The organism is Pseudomonas sp. P4795, assembly GCF_048822895.1.
Lineage (GTDB): Bacteria > Pseudomonadota > Gammaproteobacteria > Pseudomonadales > Pseudomonadaceae > Aquipseudomonas.
In genome coordinates this window covers 433,519-453,695 of record NZ_JBMFBT010000004.1, presented here as the reverse complement: position 1 = coordinate 453,695, position 20,177 = coordinate 433,519, and the positions used below count along the sequence as shown (strand labels likewise).

Here is a 20,177-nt window from a genome sequence, read left to right as displayed (position 1 = left end):
CTCCGCTCAACATGCTGCCTCAAGCCTTGTCCGTCGCCGCGCCCGGCTCTGCCGGCAAAGTGAAACCGGACACCGAGCGGCGCAACTGACTGGCCATCTTCGCCAGATTACCGATGCTCTCGGCAGTGGCGGTCGAGCCGGACGAGGTCTGCGAGGTGATCTGCTGGATCACGTTCATCGTCAGCGAAATCTGCCCGGCCGAAGAGGTCTGCTGCTGCGCCGCGTTGGAAATGCTCTGAATCAGCGCTGCGAGGGTCTTCGATACGCCTTCGATTTCCTCCAGCGCCACACCGGCATCCTGCGCCAGCCGCGCGCCGCGTACCACTTCGGTGGTGGTCTGCTCCATCGAAATCACCGCTTCGTTGGTGTCGGTCTGAATCGCCCGCACTAACGTTTCGATCTGCCGGGTGGCGGCGGACGAGCGCTCGGCCAGCCGCTGCACTTCATCGGCAACCACGGCGAAACCGCGTCCGGCGTCTCCGGCCATCGAAGCCTGAATCGCTGCGTTGAGGGCGAGGATGTTGGTCTGGTCGGCAATGTCGTCGATCAGGCTGACGATGTCGCCGATTTCCTGCGACGACTCACCGAGACGCTTGATGCGTTTGGCGGTGTCCTGAATCTGCTCGCGAATGTTGTCCATACCGTGGATGGTGTTGTGCACCACCTCGTTGCCCTTGTTGGCAATCTCCACCGAACGCTCGGCCACCGCCGAGGATTCAGCGGCGTTGGCCGACACCTGATCGATCGATTCGGCCATGTCGCTGATGGCGGTCGAAGCTTCGGAAATCTGCTGCGCCTGATGCTCGGAGGCCTGGGCCAGATGCATCGCAGTGGCTTGGGTTTCCTGCACTGCTGCGGCAACCTGGCCGGCGGTGAGGTTGATGGTCGCGACGAGATCGCGCAATTGGTCGACCGAGTAGTTGATCGAATCGGCGATGGTGCCGGTGAAGTCTTCGGTGACCGAGGCCGTCACCGTCAGGTCGCCATCGGCGAGGTCTTCGATCTCGTCGAGCAAACGCATGATCGCGTTCTGGTTGCGCTCGTTCTTCTCGGCGGTCTCGCGCAGCTGGCGGTTGGTTTCGCGCACCATGACCAGGCCGATCAGGATGATCGAGGCCAGCGCCAGCAAGCCCAAAACGTAGCCACCGATGGTGTCGGTACTGCGCCCGCCGGCCAGGTTTTCGAAACGCGTGGCCAGATGCGAGGCTTCGTCGAGCAGGGTTTGCGACAGGCTGAAGATGTTGGTGGCGGACTCGCGCACCTTGAACAGCTCGGGCGAGGTTTCGAGGATTTCATCCACGGAGCCGGAGACGAACTGGAACAGCTCGGAGATCTCGCTCAAACGCGCACGCGCGTCGCGGTCCTCGACCTGGCTGATTTTCAGTGCCGGGTTGCCCTGCAGCATACCGTTGAGCACCTGGCCAAAACGCGCGGCGTCGCGGCCGAAAGCGTCGGCGGCTTGCTGGGAGTTTTCGTCGCCGGACAGCACGGTGTTGACCGCGCCGAGAATGCGCTCGGCGAGCAACGATTGACGCTGGGCCATGGCCACTTGTGCGGAGGGGGCACCGCGCTGGATGAGGATTTCGACGACTTTTTCGTATTCGATCTGCAACTGCGGCACGGTTTCGGCCAGGGTTGCGGCGACCTGATGCAGCGAAAGTACGGTCTGCTCGCTGGAGAGAATCGCGTCGGTGTTTTTCAGCAAGCGTTCCCAGTCCAGCTGCACGGCGCGCATTTCCGGGCGTACGGCGGAAGGTGCTGGCGGCAGGCTGGTCTGCGGGTCACCCTTTTTCAGATAGCCCCAGCGCTGCGCGAAATCGTTGCGCGCATCGCTGAGCAACTTGAACGCGGCAGCCTTGCCGGCCGCAGCTTCGGTGGCGTTCTTGGCGATGCGTTGCGAGAGCACGCGCAGTTCCCCGGCGTGGCCGATGTACTGCTTGTCGTAGTTGGCCTGGGTGTTGAGGTAAGCGAAGTTGGCGAACAGCAGCATGATGAACACGATCAGCGCGATAAACAGCACGATGATCTGCGAGCGGCTGCGCGAGCCTTCTGCGGGCTTGCCTGTTTTTGCTTTTATCATCGGTCCTCGCCTATTCCCGCACTATTTGAAGCTCACCGAATACCCTGTGGGAGCGGGCTTGCCCGCGATGGCGTCAAGTCAGTCGCAATCAATTTCGGATGTACCGGCCTCATCGCGGGCAAGCCCGCTCCCACAGTGGACGGTATTGGATCTGTTATATCGCTACGTTCATGAACACCGGTGACTGCGCCAGCGCAAACAGGCTGAACACGCGCCAGTCCTGCTCACGCCGAAAATGCCCCTGCACAAACTCGGCCTTCGAGCCGTGGCGCTGGCTGATCGGCATCGGTTCAAAACTGTCCTGCTCGAAATGCTGCAAGCCGAACACTTCATCGACGATCAGCCCGGCAAACACGTCCTGATGCTCCACCACCAATACCCGCCGCTGCTTGCGCATCGGCGACAGCTCATGGCCGAAGAACCCGCACAGATCCATGATCGGCAGCAAACGCCCGCGCAGGTTAGCCACACCCTTGACCCACGGCTTGACCCCGGGCAATTGAGTGAAGCGCGGTTCCGGCAGCACTTCGCTGACTTCGCCCATCGGCGCGACATACCAGTGTTCGCCGAGACGAAAGCCGATGCCGCTCCAGCGATCCTCGCGCGCCGCCTGCGACGGCAAGTCCGCCGCCAGCAAACGGCAGCGCTGGTCGATCTGCCATAACAGCTCGAACGCGGTCAGCGATTCGCTCATGGCTGCGCGATCAACCGGCCAGCACGTTGTTCAGGGTTTTGATCAGGGTTTCTTCGTCGACCGGTTTGGTCAGGTAGTCCTTGGCGCCCTGACGGGTGCCCCAGACCTTGTCGGTTTCCTGATCCTTGGTGGTGATGATGATCACCGGGATGTGCCCGGTGTCCGGGTCTTTGGTCAACTGGCGCGTGGCCTGAAAGCCGTTGAGGCCGGGCATGACAATATCCATCAGCACTGCGTCGGGTTTTTCCTGACGGGCCAGCGCTACGCCGTCGGCACCGTTTTCGGCTTTCAACACTTCATGACCGTGCTTTTCGAGCATGCCGGTCAGTTTGTACATTTCGGTCGGCGAGTCATCGACGATCAGAATACGTGCCATGGTCTTCCCCATTTTCTTGTCGACCCACGGCCCGCTGACCGCGCGTCTCTATACATGTCTTACTGCGGCAAAACGGCGGCGAAGCCCGGAACATGGGCCGAAATCGCGTCGAGCAGCTCTTCCTTGCTGAAAGGCTTGGTCAAAAATTGATCGGAACCAACAATCCGCCCCTTGGCCTTGTCGAACAGCCCGTCACGCGACGACAGCATGATCACCGGCGTGGCCTTGAACGCGCTGTTGTTCTTGATTAAAGCGCAGGTCTGATAACCATCCAGACGCGGCATCATGATGTCGACAAAAATGATCCCGGGATGGTTATCGGCGATCTTCGCCAGAGCGTCGAAACCGTCGATTGCCGTGATGACTTCGCAACCCGCATTTTTCAACAATGTTTCGGCGGTGCGACGAATCGTTTTCGAGTCGTCGATCACCATGACCTTCAAGGCGCTGGACTGCTGTTCCATAAGGGGGCTCTACCGTCGCCTTTGCGAATCAATTTGTCCGTTTTGCGATGACCGCTGGCTTCAAACCCTTGATGCTCAAGGGCCAGCACGTATTGCCAGCCTTTTTAGCACAGTCTCCAGATGCAATCTATCGACGGGTTTTTCCTTGACCGCAAACCCGCCCGGCGCCACTCTGGCGGCACTTTTTTCATACCGTTCCGGTAGCCCATTTTCGAGGAAAACCCAATGAGCGTTCGCGTCGGGATTGTCATGGACCCTATCGCCAGCATTTCCTATAAAAAGGATAGCTCGCTGGCCATGCTGCTGGCCGCGCAGAAGCGCGGCTGGGAACTGTTCTATATGGAACAGCGCGACCTGTATCAGGGCGAAGGTCAGGCGCGGGCGCGCATGCGTCCGCTGAAGGTGTTCGCCAACCCGGAAAAATGGTTCGAACTGGACGCCGAGCAGGATTCGCTGCTGAGCGATCTGGACGTGATCCTGATGCGCAAGGATCCGCCCTTCGACATGGAGTTCGTCTACTCCACTTATCTGCTCGAACAAGCCGAAGCCGCCGGCGTGCTGGTGGTCAACAAGCCGCAGAGCCTGCGCGACTGCAACGAAAAGCTGTTCGCCACGCTGTTCCCGCAGTGCACACCCCCGACCGTGGTCAGCCGCCGCGCCGACGTGCTGCGTGAATTCGCCGCCAAACACGGCGACGTGATCCTCAAGCCGCTGGACGGCATGGGCGGCACGTCGATCTTCCGTCACCGTGCCGGTGATCCGAACCTGTCGGTGATTCTGGAAACCCTGACCGCCCTCGGCGGCCAGCAGATCATGGGCCAGGCTTACCTGCCGGCGATCAAGGACGGCGACAAGCGCATCTTGATGATCGACGGTGAGCCGGTGGATTACTGCCTGGCGCGGATCCCCGCTCAGGGCGAAACCCGTGGCAACCTCGCGGCCGGTGGTCGCGGCGAAGCACGTCCGCTGACCGACAAGGATCGCTGGATCGCCGCACAAGTCGGCCCGACCCTGCGCGAGAAAGGCCTGCTGTTCGTCGGTCTGGATGTGATCGGCGAGCACCTGACCGAAATCAACGTCACCAGCCCGACCTGCATCCGCGAGATCGACAACGCGTTCGGCACCGACATCGGCGGCTTGCTGATGGATGCCATCGATCAGAAGCTCAAGGCTCGTTGAGTTAGAACAACCAAGATGCGACCAACATTGCGTTATCATGCGCGGCCTGTGAAAAACGCGATGTTGGTTTACTTGTCATGACCCTCCCGTCCGATCTGCCCGCAGAACTCGCCCATCGTGGCGTGCGCCCGGTCGATCGCCTCGGATTTACCCTGTTTCTCGCGGCGCTGATCCATTTGGCGCTGCTGCTTGGCGTGGGTTTCACCATGGTCGAGCCCAAGCAGATCAGCAAAACCCTGGAAATCACCCTCGCCACGTTCAAGAGCGAAACCAAGCCGAAGAAGGCCGATTTCCTTGCGCAGGAAAATCAGGAAGGCAGCGGCACCCTCGACAAGAAGGCGATTCCGAAGACGACTGAAGTCGCGCCGTTCCAGGCCAACGAGGTGAAGAAGGTCACCCCGCCGCCGGCCGCCAAGCCGCAAGTGCAGGACGCCGCGCCCAAGGCTGCAGTGACCACCGTCGCGCCGAAGCCAAAAAAAGCCCCGACCAAGAAAGAAGAAGCCAAAACCCCGATCAAACCGACGGTCGATGCGCCGACGTTCGACAGCTCGCAGCTGTCCAGCGACATCGCCAGTCTCGAAGCGGAACTGGCCAACGAACAACAGCTGTACGCCAAACGCCCGCGTATCCACCGCCTCAGCGCGGCCTCGACCATGCGCGACAAGGGCGCCTGGTATAAGGATGACTGGCGCAAGAAGGTCGAGCGCATCGGCAACCTGAATTATCCCGACGAAGCGCGCCGCCAGCAGATTTACGGCAACCTGCGCCTGATGGTTTCGATCAACCGCGACGGCTCGCTGTATGAAGTGCTGGTGCTGGAATCCTCCGGCCAGCCGCTGCTGGATCAGGCGGCGCAGCGGATTGTGCGGCTGGCAGCGCCGTTTGCACCGTTCAGCGGCGATCTGGCAGATGTCGACCGACTGGAAATCATCCGCACCTGGAAATTCGCCCGGGGCGACAAGCTTTCCAGTAACTAAAACTTTCCGCGAAAACTGGAGTGATGAGATTCACTGTGGCGAGGGGATTTATCCCCGTTCGACTGCGCAGCAGTCGCAAAACCTTCAACCCGGTGCATCTGACCCACCGCGGGGATCAGTTTCAGGGCCGCTTCGCGCCCCAACGGGGATAAATCCCCTCGCCACAAAAGCCCGCTGGACCATTTGCAACGCATCCCCAGCTTGTCAGTTCGCCCCTTGAACGCCACACTAGCGCACATGAAAAACGTCAGCCCCAGCTACCTCAAGCATCAATTCCTGATCGCCATGCCACACATGGCCGACCCGAACTTTGCCCACACCTTGACTTACATCGTCGAGCACACGGCCAATGGGGCTATGGGGCTGGTGGTCAATCGACCGCAAGAGCTGAATCTGGCCGACATCCTCGAACAACTGCGCCCGGACATCGAGCCGCCAGCACTCTGCCAGCACGTGCCGATCTTCATCGGCGGTCCGGTGCAGACTGATCGCGGGTTTGTCCTGCATCCGGCGGGCAAGACCTTTCAGGCTACCGTCGAGCTGGAAGGCGATCTGGCGCTGTCCACCTCCCAGGACGTGCTGTTCGCCATCGCTGACGGCGTGGGTCCGGCGAAAAGCCTGATCACCCTCGGCTACGCCGGTTGGGAAGCCGGGCAACTCGAAGCCGAATTCGCCGACAACGCCTGGCTCAACTGCCCGTATGACGCGGACATCCTGTTCAACACCAGCAGCGAACTGCGTCTGGAAGCGGCAGCCAAGCATTTGGGGATCAACCTCAGCTTGCTGACCAGCCAGGCGGGGCACGCCTGATGGCTCTGCGTCTGATTCTCGGCTTCGATTACGGCACCAAACAGATCGGCGTCGCGGTCGGCCAGGTGATCACCGGCCAGGCTCGCGAGCTGTGCACCTTGAAAGCGCAAAACGGCGTTCCCGACTGGAATCAGGTCGAAGCGCTTATAAAGGAATGGAAACCCGACGCTGTGGTGGTCGGCCTGCCGCTGAACATGGACGGCACGCCAAGCGACATGTGCGTGCGCGCCGAGAAATTTGCCCGCCGCCTCAACGGTCGCTACAACCTGCCCTTCTATACCCACGATGAACGCCTGACCACTTTCGAAGCCAAGGGCGAGCGCCTGGCGCGTGGCGGACAAAAAGGCAGCTACCGCGACAACCCGGTGGACGCCATCGCCGCCGCCCTGCTGCTGCAAGGCTGGCTCGATGAAAACACTGCACTGTTTGCGTCCTGAGCGCATTTAATTCGAGAAGCGCTACGGCGCTTTTCTTTTGGCTAAACCCCCGAGCCACATCCGGCAGGATCAGGCTCGGGTCAAAGAAGGAGCAACCATGAGTCTGCCCAATCCCGCCGATCTGATCAGCCAGATGGCCACTAGCCTCAAGGCGCACCTGGCCCAGCGTGGCATCAGCGAACCGCGTTATATCGGCATTCGCACCGGTGGCATCTGGGTCGCCCAGGCCTTGCTCAAGGAAATGCGCAGCGATGCGCCGCTCGGCACCCTGGATGTGTCCTTCTACCGCGACGATTTCAGCCAGAACGGCCTGCACCCGCAAGTGCGCCCGTCCGCCCTTCCCTTCGAGATCGAAGGCCAGCATCTGGTGCTGATCGACGACGTACTGATGAGCGGCCGGACCATCCGCGCCGCCATGAACGAACTGTTCGACTACGGCCGCCCGGCCAGCGTGACGCTGGTCTGCCTGCTGGATCTGGAAGCCGGCGAGCTGCCGATCCGCCCGAACGTGGTCGGTGCAACCCTGGCGCTGGCCGCTCACGAGCGCGTGAAGCTGTCCGGCCCGGAGCCGCTGACACTCGAACTGCAAGACTTTGCCCTTTAATCCGCCCTATTGAGAGTCCCCCTCGCGATGACGCCTCTAGATACCAAGCGCCCGCTGCAGCTCAATGATCAGGGCCAGCTGCGCCACTTCCTCTCGCTCGACGGCCTGCGCCGCGAGTTGCTGACGGAAATCCTCGATACTGCCGATTCGTTCCTTGAAGTCGGCGCCCGGGCGGTCAAGAAAGTCCCGCTGCTGCGCGGCAAGACCGTGTGCAACGTGTTCTTCGAAAACTCCACCCGCACTCGCACCACCTTCGAACTGGCCGCCCAACGGCTGTCGGCAGACGTGATCACCCTGAACGTCTCGACCTCGTCGGCGAGCAAGGGCGAAACGCTGCTCGACACCCTGCGCAACCTCGAAGCGATGGCTGCCGACATGTTCGTCGTGCGCCACGGTGATTCCGGCGCTGCGCACTTCATCGCCGAACATGTCTGCCCGCAAGTGGCGATCATCAACGGCGGCGACGGCCGTCACGCCCACCCGACTCAGGGCATGCTCGACATGCTGACCATCCGTCGGCACAAGGGCAGCTTCGAAAACCTCTCGGTGGCCATCGTCGGCGACATCCTGCACTCGCGGGTCGCGCGTTCGAACATGCTCGCGCTGAAAACCCTCGGCTGCCCGGACATTCGCGTGATCGCGCCGAAAACCTTGCTGCCGATCGGCATCGAGCAGTACGGCGTGAAGGTTTACACCGACATGACCGAAGGCCTGAAAGACGTCGACGTGGTGATCATGTTGCGTCTGCAACGTGAACGCATGACCGGCGGCCTGCTGCCGAGTGAAGGCGAGTTCTATCGCCTGTTCGGCCTGACCACCGCGCGTCTGGCCGGGGCCAAACCGGATTGCATCGTCATGCATCCGGGGCCGATCAACCGTGGTGTGGAGATCGAATCGGCAGTGGCCGACGGCCCGCATTCGGTGATCCTCAATCAAGTTACCTACGGCATCGCGATCCGTATGGCCGTCTTGTCCATGGCAATGAGCGGGCAGACTGCGCAACGTCAATTCGAGCAGGAGAACGCCCAGTGAAGCTCAGCATTCTCGGCGCCCGCGTCATCGATCCAAGCAGCGGCCTGGATCAAATCACCGATATTCACATTGAAGCCTGCAAGATCATCGCCCTCGGCGCTGCGCCGGCCGGTTTCACCGCGCTGGAAACCATTGATGCGACGGGTTTGATCGCCGCACCTGGCCTGGTCGACCTCAACGTCGCCCTGCGCGAGCCGGGCTACAGCCGCAAAGGCTCGATTGCCAGCGAAACCCGTGCCGCTGCCGCCGGTGGCGTGACCAGCCTGTGCTGCCCGCCACAGACCAAACCGGTGCTGGATACCTCGGCGGTGGCCGAGCTGATCCTCGACCGCGCTCGCGAAGCCGGCAACACCAAGGTGTTCCCGATTGGTGCGCTGAGCAAAGGTCTGGATGGCGAGCAACTGGCCGAACTGGTTGCCTTGCGCGACGCCGGTTGCGTGGCGTTCGGCAATGGTCTGGAGAGCTTCCGTAACAGCCGCACCCTGTGCCGAGCACTGGATTACGCGGCGACCTTTGATCTGACGGTGATTTTCAACTCGCAGGATCACGACCTGGCTGAAGGCGGCTTGGCCCACGAAGGCCCGACCGCAAGTTTCCTCGGTTTGCCAGGCATTCCGGAAACTGCTGAAACCGTAGCTTTGGCTCGCGACCTGCTGTTGGTCGAGCAGACTGGCGTACGCGCGCATTTCAGTCAGTTGACCAGCGCGCGCGGCGTGGCCTTGATCGCCCAGGCGCAGGCGCGGGGTCTGAAGGTGACGGCGGATGTGGCGTTGTATCAGCTGATTCTGACTGACGAAGCGCTGATCGACTTCAGCAGCCTGTATCACGTACAACCGCCACTGCGCACCCGCGCCGACCGCGATGGTTTGCGTGCGGCGGTGAAGTCCGGCGTGGTGTCGGCGATCTCCAGCCATCACCAGCCGCATGAACGTGACGCGAAACTGGCACCGTTCGGCGCGACCGAGCCGGGCATCAGCAGCGTTGAGCTGTTGCTGCCGCTGGCGATGACGCTGGTTGAGGATGGTCTGCTCGATCTGCCGACCTTGCTCGCGCGTTTGAGCGCTGGCCCGGCCGACGCCTTGCGCCTGCCGGCGGGCAAGCTGGCGGTGGGTGGCGCGGCGGATATCGTGCTGTTCGATCCGAAGGCTTCGACGGTTGCCGGTGAAGGCTGGCGCTCGAAGGGCGAGAACTGCCCGTTCCTGGGTCACACTTTGCCGGGTGTGGTTCGCTACACCTTGGTGGATGGGCGGATCAGTCACCAAGCCTAAAAGCAAAAGATCGCAGCCTGCGGCAGCTCCTACAATGGAATGCGTTCCAACCTGTAGGAGCTGCCGCAGGCTGCGATCTTTTGATCTTCACTCAGCGTTGCTGCAATCGCCAGCAGGCTGGCGATTGCTTACTGGAAGGCGCCGCGATTCTCGGCGTTGCGCACCGAGACCTGATCGTTCAGCGTCCAGAAGTCATACAGCACGCCCAGAAAGAACAACCCGCCCGTCAGCAAGTACAGCAAACCGCTGATCCACTTGCCCTGATACATCCGGTGCACGCCGAATACGCCGAGAAACGCCAGCAGAATCCACGCCACGTTGTACTCGATCGGCCCTGCGGTGAAACGCAGATCTGCTTCGCGATCCATTGCCGGGATCAGAAACAGGTCGATCAGCCAGCCGATTCCCAACAATCCAAGGGTGAAAAACCAGATCGTCCCGGTCACCGGCTTGCCGTAATAAAAGCGGTGCGCGCCGGTAAATCCGAATATCCACAGCAGGTAACCGATGAATTTGCTGTGGGTGTCTTTTTCTTTCACACGGGGTAGCTGATAGCTGCTCATTAAGACCTCGATGCACGCGATAGATAAATATTGTTGAATTCTTTGTGACTTTTTTACAGGTAGCCGACGTATGGCAAATGTTAGGGTGACGTCCGTCAAAGCCTTATAGCATCGGACTCGTGTCCGACAATCGCGTCAATTTGCCGCTTATTTGGTTCCGTTGCCCGCCGCTTGAATCGACCAACGGCCTCGGAAGGGACAAAAAAGCTGTTATAAAGTTGCGCGCTATCACTTAAGAGCCACGCCTAATGCGACCATTTTTCAAGACATGGCTAACCATTTGCCTGTTACTGCCACTGGCCGCCCACGCCACCAATCGTGAGCAACGTCTTCCCAACGTTAACGGTTTCACCCCGAAATCCCATGCTTCTGCTCCCTCGAACAAGAGCAAGCAGAGCAAAATCACCACGCTGAGCAGCAAAGGCAACAGCAAGCTGGTGCCACCGATGGCGAGCAAGGAAAGCAGTAATGTCCTCAGCCGCGCGGTAAACGTCCTCGGTACTCCGTATCGTTGGGGCGGCAGCAGCCCAAGTAAAGGCTTCGATTGCAGCGGTCTGGTGAAATACGCGTTCAACGACGCCACGTTCGACCTGCCACGCACCTCGAACGCCATGGCCAGCGGCCACGGCGAGAAAGTCGAACGCAAGGATCTGAAGCCGGGCGATCTGATTTTCTTCAACATCAAGAGTCGTCGGGTCAATCACGTTGCCATCTACCTGGGCAACGACCGCTTTATCCACGCACCGCGTCGTGGCAAGTCGGTGAGCATCGACACACTGAACAAGCCGTACTGGGAAAAACACTACGTGGTTGCCAAGCGTGTGTTGCCGAAAGAACCGAACCAGTTGCGCGTGGTTCAGCGCTAAGCCTTACAGCAAGATCAAAAGATCGCAGCCTGCGGCAGCTCCTACACGGGATTAGCGTTTCCCTGTAGGAGCTGCCGCAGGCTGCGATCTTTTGCTTTTGGCCCTCAGAAATTATCCGGCGTACGCGCTTTCTCTCGCGCATGCTCGCGGCTGATCAAGCCCTTGGTCACCAGTTCCTTCAGGCACATATCGAGTGTCTGCATGCCCAACGACCCACCGGTCTGAATCGACGAATACATCTGCGCGACCTTGTCCTCGCGGATCAGGTTACGGATCGCCGACGTGCCGAGCATGATCTCGTGCGCCGCCACCCGACCGCCACCGATCTTCTTGATCAGCGTCTGCGACACCACCGCCAGCAGCGATTCCGAGAGCATCGAACGCACCATGGACTTCTCGTCACCGGGAAACACGTCCACCACCCGGTCGATGGTTTTGGCCGCCGACGTGGTGTGCAGCGTGCCGAACACCAGGTGTCCGGTTTCCGCGGCGGTCAGCGCCAGGCGGATGGTTTCCAGATCGCGCATCTCGCCGACCAGAATCACGTCCGGATCTTCACGCAATGCCGAACGCAGCGCTGTGGCGAAACTGCGGGTATCACGGTGGACTTCACGCTGATTGATCAGGCATTTGCGCGATTCATGGACGAATTCAATCGGGTCTTCAATGGTCAGGATGTGGTGATGGCGATGGGTATTGAGGTAATCGATCATCGCCGCCAGCGTGGTCGACTTGCCCGAGCCAGTCGGCCCGGTGACCAGCACCAGCCCGCGCGGGGCGTCGGTGATCTTGCGGAAGACGTCGCCCATGCCGAGGTCTTCCATGCTCAGCACCTTCGATGGAATGGTACGAAACACTGCCCCGGCGCCGCGATTCTGGTTGAAGGCATTGACCCGAAACCGCGCGACTCCGGGTACTTCGAAGGAAAAGTCGGTTTCGAGATGTTTCTCGAAGTCCACGCGCTGGGTGTCGTTCATGATGGCGTAGATCAATTCGTGCACTTGTTTGTGATCGAGCGCCGGCAGATTGATCCGCCGCACATCGCCATCTACGCGGATCATCGGCGGCAATCCGGCCGACAAGTGCAGGTCGGAAGCGCCCTGTTTGGCGCTGAAGGCCAGCAGTTCAGTGATATCCATAGCGTCCCTCAATTCCAGTAGAATGCCGCGAACCTTCAGACCGCTGGCGCCTCTTGATGTCCACGATAGCAGACAACATTGTTCAGGTTAGTTCGCGCATCCGTGCCGCCGCCCAATCCGCCGGGCGCGCCGAAAACAGCGTCCAGCTATTGGCCGTGAGCAAGACCAAACCCGCCGCAGCCCTGCGTGAAGCGTACGCCGCCGGCCTGCGGGATTTTGGCGAGAACTATCTGCAGGAAGCCTTGGCCAAACAGCTCGAACTGGCCGACCTGCCCTTGATCTGGCACTTCATCGGCCCCATTCAATCGAACAAGACTCGCGCCATCGCCGAGCATTTCGCTTGGGTGCACTCTGTGGATCGTTTGAAAATCGCCCAACGCCTGTCCGAACAACGCCCGGCGGACATGCCGCCGCTGAACATCTGCATTCAGGTCAACGTCAGCGGTGAAGCCAGCAAGTCTGGCTGTGCCCCGGCGGATCTGCCTGCATTGGCCCAGGCGATCAGCGCATTGCCACGCCTCAAGTTGCGCGGATTGATGGCGATTCCCGAGCCGACCGAAGAGCGCGCCGAACAGGACGCCGCGTTTGCCACCGTGCAGCAATTGCAAGCGAGCCTCAATCTGCCGCTCGACACACTTTCCATGGGCATGAGCCACGACCTCGAGTCGGCCATTGCCCAAGGCGCGACATGGGTACGTATTGGTACGGCCCTGTTTGGCGCCAGAGACTATTCCCAATCTTGAACATTTCCAGATAAGGATCAGACATGAGCGACACACGTATTGCCTTTATCGGTGCCGGCAACATGGCCGCCAGCCTGATCGGCGGCCTGCGGGCCAAGGGTCTGGACGCCGCGCTGATCCGCGCCAGCGATCCGGGTGAAGAAACCCGCGCGCGCGTCAGCCGCGAACACGGCATCGAAACCTTCGCCGACAACGCTCAGGCCATCGACGGCGCCGACGTAGTAGTGCTGGCGGTCAAACCCCAAGCCATGAAAGCCGTGTGCGAAGCGATTCGCCCGAGCCTCAAACCTCATCAACTGATTGTCTCGATTGCTGCCGGCATCACTTGCGCGAGCATGACCGCGTGGCTCGGCGAGCAGCCGATTGTGCGCTGCATGCCGAATACTCCGGCGCTGCTGCGCCAAGGCGTCAGCGGTTTGTACGCGACCAGCGAAGTGACTGCCGAGCAGCGTCAGCAGGCCGAAGAGTTGCTGTCCGCCGTCGGCATTGCGCTGTGGCTGAACGAAGAGCAGCAACTCGATGCGGTGACTGCGGTGTCTGGCTCCGGCCCGGCGTACTTCTTCCTGCTGATCGAAGCCATGACTGCCGCTGGCGTCAAACTCGGTCTGCCAAAAGAAACCGCCGAACAATTGACCTTGCAAACCGCCCTCGGCGCCGCGCATATGGCCGTTTCCAGCGATGTCGACGCCGCTGAACTGCGCCGTCGCGTGACCTCACCGGCCGGCACCACTGAAGCCGCGATCAAATCGTTCCAGGCTGGCGGCTTCGAAGCGCTGGTAGAAAAAGCACTCGGCGCCGCCGCGCACCGCTCGGCCGAAATGGCCGAACAACTGGGCAAATAAGGAGCCTTACATGATTGGATTGAACACCGCAGCGGTTTACGTGCTGCAAACCCTCGGCAGTCTGTATCTGCTGATCGTGTTGTTGCGCTTCGTCCTGCAACTGGTGCGCGCGAACTTCTACAACCCGCTCTGCCAGTTCATCGTCAAAGCCACCCAGCCGCTGCTCAAGCCACTGCGCCGGATCATCCCGAGCATGTTCGGTCTGGACATGTCGTCGCTGGTACTGGCAATTCTGGTGCAACTGGCGCTGATGGCGCTGACCCTGCTGCTGACTTACGGCACCACCGGCAATCCGCTGCAACTGTTTATCTGGTCGCTGATCGGCGTGGCCGCGCTGTTCCTGAAGATCTTCTTCTGGGCAATGATCATCAGCATCATCCTGTCCTGGGTCGCACCGGGCAGCCATAACCCGGGTGCTGAACTGGTGAACCAGATCTGTGAACCGGCGCTGGCGCCGTTCCGGCGTTTCCTGCCAAATCTTGGTGGCCTGGATCTGTCGCCGATTTTTGCCTTCCTGGTGTTGAAGCTGATCGATATGTTGGTGATCAACAATCTGGCGGCGATGACGATGATGCCGGAGATATTGCGTTTGTTGATGTGATCGGTTTTTGCTGGGGCGGTGTGGGCGTTGTTCGGTCTGATTCCGTGTCGGCCTCTCCCCTCACCCCAGCCCTCTCCCGAGGGAGAGGGAGCTCAGCTGTGTTGTTTCCGAGACCGGAGTCCGGCGCGGAAATTTCAGGTCGGCGTAGCTCTGAAGATCGCCTCGGTCAGTCCCCTCTCCCTCCGGGAGAGGGTTAGGGTGAGGGCCGCTTGCTGCTAACCCCCCCGGTCTTTAGACTTACGCCTCATTTCAACGAGAGCAGGGTCGATGCCAGCTGCCTTTCCCCCCGATTCTGTTGGTCTGGTGACGCCGCAAACGGCGCACTTCAGCGAACCGCTGGCCCTGGCCTGTGGCCGGTCGCTGCCCGCTTATGACCTGATCTATGAAACCTACGGCACGCTCAACGCGCAGGCGAGCAACGCCGTGCTGATCTGTCATGCGTTGTCCGGCCATCATCACGCCGCCGGGTATCACAGCGTCGACGACCGCAAGCCCGGTTGGTGGGACAGCTGCATCGGCCCCGGCAAGCCGATCGACACCAGCAAATTCTTCGTGGTCAGCCTGAACAACCTCGGCGGCTGCAACGGCTCCACCGGCCCGAGCAGCATCAACCCGGAGACCGGCAAGCCCTTCGGCGCCGATTTCCCGGTACTGACCGTGGAAGACTGGGTGCACAGCCAGGCGCGTCTCGCTGACCTGCTCGGCATCGGCCAGTGGGCGGCAGTGATCGGCGGCAGCCTCGGCGGCATGCAGGCGCTGCAATGGACCATCACTTACCCGGATCGCGTGCGCCACTGCCTGGCCATCGCCTCGGCCCCCAAGCTGTCGGCGCAGAACATCGCCTTCAACGAAGTGGCGCGTCAGGCGATCCTCACCGACCCGGAATTCCATGGCGGCTCGTTCCAGGAAGCCGGCGTAATCCCCAAGCGCGGCCTGATGCTCGCGCGCATGGTCGGGCACATCACGTATCTGTCCGATGATTCGATGGGCGAGAAATTCGGCCGTGGCCTGAAGAGCGAAAAGCTCAACTACGACTTCCACAGTGTCGAGTTCCAGGTCGAAAGCTACCTGCGCTATCAGGGCGAGGAGTTCTCCGGGCGATTCGATGCCAACACTTATCTGTTGATGACCAAAGCACTGGATTACTTCGATCCGGCGGCGAACTTCGATGATGACCTGGCGAAAACCTTCGCCAACGCTACGGCCAAGTTCTGTGTGATGTCGTTCACCACCGACTGGCGCTTCTCCCCTGCCCGCTCGCGGGAACTGGTGAACGCGCTGATGGCCGCGCGTAAGGACGTCAGCTACCTGGAGATCGACGCGCCGCAGGGCCACGACGCCTTCCTGATTCCGATCCCGCGCTATTTGCAGGCGTTCGGCAATTACATGAACCGCATTACGTTGTGAGAAAGCCATGAGAGCTGATCTGGAAATCATCCAGGAATGGATCCCCGCCGGCAGCCGCGTGCTCGACCTCGGCTGCGGTGACGGCGAGTTGCTGACCTGGCTGCGCGACCACAAACAGGTCACCGGTTATGGCCTGGAAAATGACGCCGACAACATCGCGCAGTGCGTGGCCAAAGGCGTCAACGTCATCGAGCAGGATCTGGACAAGGGCCTGGGCAACTTCGCCAGCAACAGTTTCGACGTAGTGGTGATGACGCAGGCGCTGCAAGCCGTGCATTACCCGGACAAGATCCTCGACGAAATGCTGCGGGTCGGGCGTCAGTGCATCATCACCTTCCCCAACTTCGGTCACTGGCGCTGCCGCTGGTACCTGGCGAGCAAGGGGCGGATGCCGGTGTCGGAGTTTCTGCCGTACACCTGGTACAACACGCCGAACATCCACTTCTGCACCTTCGAAGACTTTGAAGAACTGTGCCGCGAACGTGAAGCCAAGGTCATTGATCGGCTTGCCGTGGATCAACAGCACCGCCACGGGTGGGCCAGTAAGCTATGGCCTAATCTGTTGGGTGAGATCGGTATCTACCGCGTCAGCAGCCCCGGGCTTGCGGATCACCAGATCGCGGTCTGAAACACGCCATTTCGAGGAGAGAGATCATGGGTCGTCTAGCGTTGTTCGTGTTAACCGCTTGCCTGAGCATCAGTGCCATGGCCGCCGACGTGATCAAGAGCGAGCGCAAGCAAACCTTCGGCGAGGTGACGGTGCACTACAACACCTTCAACTCGACGTTTCTGACGCCGGACATCGCCAAGGCTGCCGAGCTGATCCGCAGCAAGAATCAAGGCGTGATCAACGTCTCGGTGATCAAGGCTGGCAAGCCAGTCATCGCGCAGGTGACTGGCACGGTCAAAGACCTGACCAGCCAGAGCGTGCCGCTGACCTTCCGCCAGATCACCGAACAAGGCGCGATCTACTACATCGCCCAGTACCCGGTAGAGCAGCAGGAAGTGCGCACTTTTGAGATCAAAGTGCAGACCGGCGACAAGATAGACACCATCAATTTCAACCAGGAACTTTTCCCCGGCGAATGATGAACCTCACACAGCTCGTACTGGCCAGCCATAACGCCGGCAAACTCAAAGAACTCCAGGCCATGCTCGGCGAATCGGTGCAACTGCGCTCGATTGGCGAGTGGAGCCAGGTTGAACCGGAAGAAACCGGTCTGTCGTTCGTCGAAAACGCGATCCTCAAGGCACGCAACGCGGCGCGCATCTCCGGGTTGCCGGCGCTGGCCGATGACTCGGGCCTGGCGGTGGATTTTCTCGGCGGCGCGCCGGGCATCTACTCGGCACGCTATGCCGACGGTAAAGGCGATGCGGCGAACAACGCCAAACTGCTGGATGCCTTGAAGGATGTGCCTGAAGCCGAGCGCGGCGCGCAGTTCGTTTGCGTACTGGCGCTGGTGCGACATGCCGACGATCCGTTGCCGATCCTTTGCGAAGGCCTGTGGCACGGGCGCATCCTGACCGCCGCCAGCGGCGAACACGGTTTCGGCTACGACCCGCTGTTCTGGGTGCCGGAGCGCGAAGTTTCCAGCGCCGAACTGAGCCCGGCCGACAAGAACCAGATCAGCCACCGCGCCCGTGCAATGGTTCTGCTGCGCCAGCGTCTGGGCTTGAAATGACTCACGATTCCTCCGCGTCGTCGCTGATCATTGGCGGCGCCGCTTCCTCGCCTCGGGCACCGCTCACAACGCTGCCGCCCCTGGCGCTGTACATCCACATCCCGTGGTGTGTACGCAAATGCCCGTATTGCGACTTCAACTCGCACACCGCCAGCCCGGTGCTGCCGGAGCAGGAGTACGTCGACGCGCTGCTCGCCGATCTCGATCAGGATCTGCACGCGGTCTACGGGCGCGAGTTGAGTTCGATCTTTTTTGGCGGCGGCACGCCAAGCCTGTTCAGCGCTGAAGCGCTTGGGCGGCTATTGAAAGGTGTTGAACAACGCATCACGTTTGCTCACGACATCGAAATCACTCTGGAAGCCAACCCCGGCACCTTCGAACAGGAAAAATTCGTCGCGTACCGCAAACTGGGCATCAATCGCCTGTCGATTGGCATCCAGAGTTTTCAGCAACAAAAGCTTGAAGCGCTTGGGCGGATCCACAACGGTGACGAAGCGGTGCGTGCTGCTGGCATGGCACGCCAGGCCGGGTTCGATAACTTCAACCTGGACTTGATGCACGGTTTGCCCAACCAGTCACTGGACGACGCCTTGAGTGATCTGCGCCAGGCCATCGCGCTGAATCCTACACACTTGTCCTGGTATCAACTGACGCTGGAACCGAACACAGTGTTCTGGAACCAACCGCCCGTGCTGCCGGAAGACGACACGCTGTGGGACATTCAAGAGGCCGGGCAAGCGCTGCTGGCCGAGCACGGCTACGCGCAGTATGAAGTTTCAGCTTATGCCCAACCGGGTCGCGCGGCGCGGCACAATCTCAATTACTGGAGCTTCGGCGATTTCATCGGCATTGGCGCCGGTGCTCACGGCAAACTCAGCCATCCGGACGGGCGCATCGTGCGCACCTGGAAGACGCGGCTGCCGAAGGACTATCTCAACCCGGCCAAGCATTATCAGGCGGGCGAGAAAGCCCTGACCAATGACGAAATGCCGTTCGAGTTTCTGATGAACGCACTGCGTCTGACTGCTGGCGTCGAATCGCGCCTGTATCCGGAACGCACCGGCCTGTCGCTGGAAAGCCTCGACGAACACCGCCGCGAGGCAGAACAAAGCGGCTTGTTGCAGGTCGAACCGTCACGTCTGGCGGCCACCGAGCGCGGACAACTGTTCCTCAACGACTTGCTGCAGAAATTTCTGAGCTGAGCCCAACGCCCAACGGCAGCCCCAAGGAAAAACCCATGGATTTGATTCTCGACCTGCTCGCCACCGTGTCCCGCTGGAGCCGCAGCAACCTTTCGGAAATCGCGTTGGCGCTGGTCGGCTGCCTGCTGGTGCTGTTCGGCGCCGACTTCAAAGGCTGGGTCGAGCAACGCCTGGGCAGCATCGCCGGCGCCCTGCGCGTGCCCCTGATGGCGCTGCTGTGCCTGATCGGCAGCGGCGCGGCGTTGATCTACGCCACGCCGTGGGTGATCAAAGGCTTGAGCCAGTTCAACAACTACAGCCTGGCGCCGGTGTTGTTGGTGGTGCTGGTGCTTATTGGCGTAGTCGCAGACCGCCGCTGACTTTTCAGCACACCCAAAACAACTGTAGGAGCTGCGGCACGCTGCGATCTTTTGATGTTGATTTTAAGGATCAGGATCAAAAGATCGCAGCGTGCCGCAGCTCCTACAGTGGATGGCGTGATGCTCAGGATTGTTTTTCGAACTTCAGATCCCACACGCCATGCCCAAGTCGTTCGCCACGGCGTTCGAACTTGGTGATCGGGCGTTCGGCCGGGCGTGGCACGCACTTGCCGTCTTCGGCGAGGTTGCGGTAGCCCGGAGCGACGTTCATCACTTCCAGCATGTATTCGGCGTACGGTTCCCAGTCGGTGGCCATGTGCAGAATACCGCCGACTTTGAGCTTGCTGCGCACCAGCTCAGCGAAGGACGCCTGAACGATACGGCGCTTGTGGTGACGGCTCTTGTGCCACGGATCGGGGAAGAACAGCATCAGCCGATCAAGGCTGTTGTCAGCGATGCAGCGGTTGAGCACTTCGATCGCATCGCAATCGTAGACCCGCAGGTTGGTCAGGCCTTGCGTCAGCACGCCGTTGAGCAGCGCGCCGACACCCGGACGGTGAACCTCGACGCCAATGAAATCCTGCTCCGGCGAAGCGGCGGCCATTTCCAGCAGCGAGTGGCCCATGCCGAAACCGATTTCCAGCGAGCGCGGCGCCGAGCGGCCGAACACCTGGTCGTAATCCACCGGCGCATCGGCCAATGGCAGGACGAACAGCGGCGTGCCCTGATCCAGACCTTTCTGCTGGCCTTCGGTCATGCGCCCGGCGCGCATCACGAAACTCTTGATGCGGCGGTGTTGGCGCTCGTCGCCTTCTTCCGTCTGGATTGGCGTGTCGTTCGATTCAGTCATCA

Annotated in this window: 24 protein-coding genes; 17 read left to right on the top strand and 7 right to left on the bottom strand. The window is 60.7% G+C overall.

The features are described from left to right. Positions 1–19: 19 nt before the first annotated feature. The 4 genes from ACOI8A_RS14225 to pilG all read right to left on the bottom strand — a co-directional run bounded on the left by ACOI8A_RS14225 (position 20) and on the right by pilG (position 3,614). Positions 20–2,080 (bottom strand): methyl-accepting chemotaxis protein, encoded by a 2,061-nt coding sequence (locus tag ACOI8A_RS14225; protein WP_420647342.1) that lies wholly within the window; start codon positions 2,078–2,080, stop codon positions 20–22. Between the two features lie 154 nt (positions 2,081–2,234). Further along, positions 2,235–2,774: a chemotaxis protein CheW gene (locus ACOI8A_RS14220; RefSeq protein ID WP_420647343.1), complete on the bottom strand. Its 540-nt coding sequence runs from the start codon at positions 2,772–2,774 to the stop codon at positions 2,235–2,237. Between the two features lie 10 nt (positions 2,775–2,784). Further along, positions 2,785–3,150, bottom strand: a complete 366-nt coding sequence (gene pilH, locus ACOI8A_RS14215) for a twitching motility response regulator PilH (RefSeq protein ID WP_027926574.1) — start codon at positions 3,148–3,150, stop codon at positions 2,785–2,787. A 59-nt stretch (positions 3,151–3,209) separates the two neighbouring features. Then, the gene (pilG, locus tag ACOI8A_RS14210) at positions 3,210–3,614 is read right to left on the bottom strand and encodes a twitching motility response regulator PilG (protein ID WP_420647344.1); all 405 of its coding nucleotides are present in this window, start codon (positions 3,612–3,614) and stop codon (positions 3,210–3,212) included. A gap of 225 nt (positions 3,615–3,839) precedes the next feature. Here pilG and gshB point away from each other — a divergent pair, with 225 nt between their 5' ends. The 7 genes from gshB (at position 3,840) to ACOI8A_RS14175 (ending at position 9,921) form a co-directional block, all read left to right on the top strand. Further along, positions 3,840–4,793: a glutathione synthase gene (gene gshB, locus ACOI8A_RS14205; RefSeq protein ID WP_420647345.1), complete on the top strand. Its 954-nt coding sequence runs from the start codon at positions 3,840–3,842 to the stop codon at positions 4,791–4,793. A gap of 77 nt (positions 4,794–4,870) precedes the next feature. Further along, a complete protein-coding gene (locus tag ACOI8A_RS14200; protein ID WP_420647346.1) occupies positions 4,871–5,770 on the top strand; it encodes an energy transducer TonB in 900 nt (299 codons plus the stop codon). Between the two features lie 237 nt (positions 5,771–6,007). After that, positions 6,008–6,580: a YqgE/AlgH family protein gene (locus ACOI8A_RS14195; protein ID WP_420647524.1), complete on the top strand. Its 573-nt coding sequence runs from the start codon at positions 6,008–6,010 to the stop codon at positions 6,578–6,580. Beyond that, the gene (gene ruvX, locus ACOI8A_RS14190) at positions 6,580–7,017 is read left to right on the top strand and encodes a Holliday junction resolvase RuvX (RefSeq protein WP_420647347.1); all 438 of its coding nucleotides are present in this window, start codon (positions 6,580–6,582) and stop codon (positions 7,015–7,017) included. The genes ACOI8A_RS14195 and ruvX overlap by 1 nt, the downstream gene beginning before the upstream one ends. 97 nt (positions 7,018–7,114) lie before the next feature. Further along, positions 7,115–7,621, top strand: coding sequence for a bifunctional pyr operon transcriptional regulator/uracil phosphoribosyltransferase PyrR (pyrR, locus tag ACOI8A_RS14185; protein WP_420647348.1), 507 nt, complete (start codon positions 7,115–7,117; stop codon positions 7,619–7,621). A gap of 27 nt (positions 7,622–7,648) precedes the next feature. Next, complete coding sequence (locus tag ACOI8A_RS14180) at positions 7,649–8,653, top strand: aspartate carbamoyltransferase catalytic subunit (protein ID WP_095164512.1); 1,005 nt, start codon at positions 7,649–7,651, stop codon at positions 8,651–8,653. Next, on the top strand, positions 8,650–9,921 hold the full coding sequence (locus ACOI8A_RS14175) for a dihydroorotase (protein ID WP_420647349.1): 1,272 nt from the start codon (positions 8,650–8,652) through the stop codon (positions 9,919–9,921). The genes ACOI8A_RS14180 and ACOI8A_RS14175 overlap by 4 nt, the downstream gene beginning before the upstream one ends. Positions 9,922–10,049: 128 nt before the next feature. Here ACOI8A_RS14175 and ACOI8A_RS14170 read toward each other — a convergent pair whose 3' ends face one another. Next, the gene (locus ACOI8A_RS14170; RefSeq protein ID WP_420647350.1) at positions 10,050–10,484 is read right to left on the bottom strand and encodes an NINE protein; all 435 of its coding nucleotides are present in this window, start codon (positions 10,482–10,484) and stop codon (positions 10,050–10,052) included. A 248-nt stretch (positions 10,485–10,732) separates the two neighbouring features. Here ACOI8A_RS14170 and ACOI8A_RS14165 point away from each other — a divergent pair, with 248 nt between their 5' ends. Then, the gene (locus tag ACOI8A_RS14165; RefSeq protein ID WP_420647351.1) at positions 10,733–11,350 is read left to right on the top strand and encodes a C40 family peptidase; all 618 of its coding nucleotides are present in this window, start codon (positions 10,733–10,735) and stop codon (positions 11,348–11,350) included. 104 nt (positions 11,351–11,454) lie between these two features. On the opposite strand, the gene ACOI8A_RS14160 is transcribed toward ACOI8A_RS14165, so the two are convergent. After that, positions 11,455–12,489, bottom strand: a complete 1,035-nt coding sequence (locus tag ACOI8A_RS14160) for a type IV pilus twitching motility protein PilT (protein WP_420647352.1) — start codon at positions 12,487–12,489, stop codon at positions 11,455–11,457. A gap of 56 nt (positions 12,490–12,545) precedes the next feature. Here ACOI8A_RS14160 and ACOI8A_RS14155 point away from each other — a divergent pair, with 56 nt between their 5' ends. The 9 genes from ACOI8A_RS14155 (at position 12,546) to ACOI8A_RS14115 (ending at position 19,325) form a co-directional block, all read left to right on the top strand. Then, a complete protein-coding gene (locus ACOI8A_RS14155; RefSeq protein WP_420647353.1) occupies positions 12,546–13,232 on the top strand; it encodes a YggS family pyridoxal phosphate-dependent enzyme in 687 nt (228 codons plus the stop codon). Positions 13,233–13,255: 23 nt separating this feature from the next. Further along, positions 13,256–14,074 (top strand): pyrroline-5-carboxylate reductase, encoded by an 819-nt coding sequence (proC, locus tag ACOI8A_RS14150; RefSeq protein WP_420647354.1) that lies wholly within the window; start codon positions 13,256–13,258, stop codon positions 14,072–14,074. 10 nt (positions 14,075–14,084) lie between these two features. Then, positions 14,085–14,675 (top strand): YggT family protein, encoded by a 591-nt coding sequence (locus ACOI8A_RS14145; RefSeq protein ID WP_420647355.1) that lies wholly within the window; start codon positions 14,085–14,087, stop codon positions 14,673–14,675. 267 nt (positions 14,676–14,942) lie between these two features. Further along, positions 14,943–16,082, top strand: coding sequence for a homoserine O-succinyltransferase MetX (metX, locus tag ACOI8A_RS14140; RefSeq protein WP_420647356.1), 1,140 nt, complete (start codon positions 14,943–14,945; stop codon positions 16,080–16,082). A gap of 7 nt (positions 16,083–16,089) precedes the next feature. After that, positions 16,090–16,710 carry a methionine biosynthesis protein MetW gene (gene metW, locus ACOI8A_RS14135; RefSeq protein ID WP_420647357.1) on the top strand — a complete coding sequence of 207 codons (621 nt, stop codon included), beginning with the start codon at positions 16,090–16,092 and terminating at the stop codon, positions 16,708–16,710. A gap of 26 nt (positions 16,711–16,736) precedes the next feature. Continuing rightward, positions 16,737–17,171, top strand: a complete 435-nt coding sequence (locus ACOI8A_RS14130) for a DUF4426 domain-containing protein (protein WP_420647358.1) — start codon at positions 16,737–16,739, stop codon at positions 17,169–17,171. Further along, positions 17,168–17,764: an RdgB/HAM1 family non-canonical purine NTP pyrophosphatase gene (gene rdgB, locus ACOI8A_RS14125; protein ID WP_420647359.1), complete on the top strand. Its 597-nt coding sequence runs from the start codon at positions 17,168–17,170 to the stop codon at positions 17,762–17,764. Before ACOI8A_RS14130 ends, rdgB begins: the two co-directional genes overlap by 4 nt. Further along, positions 17,761–18,966 carry a radical SAM family heme chaperone HemW gene (gene hemW, locus ACOI8A_RS14120; RefSeq protein WP_420647360.1) on the top strand — a complete coding sequence of 402 codons (1,206 nt, stop codon included), beginning with the start codon at positions 17,761–17,763 and terminating at the stop codon, positions 18,964–18,966. The genes rdgB and hemW overlap by 4 nt, the downstream gene beginning before the upstream one ends. Before the next feature lie 35 nt (positions 18,967–19,001). Continuing rightward, complete coding sequence (locus ACOI8A_RS14115; protein WP_008083808.1) at positions 19,002–19,325, top strand: DUF3392 domain-containing protein; 324 nt, start codon at positions 19,002–19,004, stop codon at positions 19,323–19,325. A 124-nt stretch (positions 19,326–19,449) separates the two neighbouring features. Here ACOI8A_RS14115 and trmB read toward each other — a convergent pair whose 3' ends face one another. Continuing rightward, a complete protein-coding gene (trmB, locus tag ACOI8A_RS14110) occupies positions 19,450–20,175 on the bottom strand; it encodes a tRNA (guanosine(46)-N7)-methyltransferase TrmB (RefSeq protein ID WP_420647361.1) in 726 nt (241 codons plus the stop codon). Between the last annotated feature and the right edge of the window lie 2 nt (positions 20,176–20,177).